This window comes from Bradyrhizobium sp. CCBAU 45389 (assembly GCF_028128625.1).
Taxonomy (GTDB): domain Bacteria; phylum Pseudomonadota; class Alphaproteobacteria; order Rhizobiales; family Xanthobacteraceae; genus Bradyrhizobium; species Bradyrhizobium liaoningense_B.
Genome location: NZ_LBIY01000005.1, coordinates 50357 through 51937 on the forward strand (window position 1 = coordinate 50357; position 1581 = coordinate 51937).

Here is a 1581-nt window from a genome sequence, read left to right on the forward strand (position 1 = left end):
CCGAAACGTTGGAGACGATGGCGCCGACCGCGCTCTCGAAATCGTCGGCAAAGCGGATCAGCTCGGCGCGGCGGCTGGCGGCCTGCTCCCGGTTCTGGACTTCGCTGGCGGCAGCATCGCGCTCGGCCTTGGCGATCGCCTGAACCTTGAATTCTTCCACCGCGCCGGCCATCTCGCCGATCTCGTCCTTGCGCCCCAAGCCGGGCAGCACCACGTCGAAATTGCCCGAGGCAAGTTCGCGCATCGCCTTGCACATCGCGATCATCGGACGCGAGATGCCGTTGCCGAGCATCAGCGCGAGCGCAGCGCCGACGGCGAGGCCGCCCAGTGCCAGCATCAGCATCAGCCGCTCGGTCTCGACGATGGTGGTATTGGCGCTGGCCTCGATGCGCTGCTGGTCGGCGGTGAGATCCGAGCGCAGATCGGCCGAGAGCTTGAGGATGGACGCGGCCGTCTTGGTCATCTCGCCATTCGACTTGACGATGACCTTCACGTTCTCGGTCAGCTTCGAGAATGAGGTACGGTACTGCTTCAGGAGGTTGCCGATCTCGGTGACGCGGTCGGTGATCTTCTGGTCGTTGGCGTAGATCGAGACCAGCAGGGTCTCCAGGAACTTGATACGGGCGATCACGCCGTCGGCGGTCTTCGGCTCGGGCTTGGCGACGAAGGCGCTGACCGAGGTGGAGACCGCGAGATATTGCGAGGTGACGTCCTTGGCCGTGGTCTGGACCGAGGCGAGACCGGCGAGCGCCGCGGTATCGGCGAGGTCGTCGAACTTGAAGCGGATCTTGTTGCCGACGCTGTTGAGCTCGTCGGCCGCGATCTTGTTGTTCTCGCGCGTCAGGGTGATGATCTCACCGAAGACCTTGGTGAAACGCTGGAACTCGGCCTCGAGCTTGCCGACCTGCTCGCGGCGCGCAGCGGTCGTGGCCGCCATGGACTTGGCGATTGCACCCCTCAGATTCTCTTCCGCCGCCTTGGCTGCGGTCTCGTCATCGGTCGCGCCGGTCAGCGTATAGGCCCGCGCCAGCCCCTGATAGGCGATCAGCTCGCGGTCGACGGTCCGCGCGAGGTCCGCTTCGGAGACGCTGGTCCGGTAGGAGGCCACGGCAGCCTGGATCCGCTCGAAGCCGAAATAGGCGAAAGCCATGCTGACGGCGAGGATGGCCAGCACCGCCACGAAGCCGAGGATGATTTTTGCGCGAAAGCGCAAGGTGAGCAGCTTCGATGTGTTCGGCTTCGACTTGACGGGCATTCCCCCACCCCATTCCATTCGCGGAAAACCAGGCGCAGCCCGGGAGCAGCCCGCTCCCCGACTCGTATGCACGGTAGTTGGCAAAGGATAAGCGGCGGTAAATTTGTGGCGCCGCAACTGGCGGTTAGGTGTCGCGGGGAATTGTTAAGGCGGGCTTTCTGGCGCAGTTACAAATTGAAGGCCGCCGTCGTCCCGGCGAAGGCCGGGACGACGGCTGAGCGTGATGCGACGGCGGCGCTTACGCCGCCCGAATATTCCCCATGAAGCGGTCGAGCTCGGCGCGAAGGCGGGTGCTTTCGGATGAGAGAGACTTGGCCGAGTTCAGC

1 protein-coding gene is annotated in these 1581 nt (G+C 64.5%); it reads right to left on the reverse strand.

What is annotated here, in order from left to right:
• On the reverse strand, nucleotides 1-1255 hold a 1255-nt coding region (locus XH79_RS04295; RefSeq protein WP_271580818.1), incomplete at its 3' end, for a HAMP domain-containing protein.
• Between the last annotated feature and the right edge of the window lie 326 nt (nucleotides 1256-1581).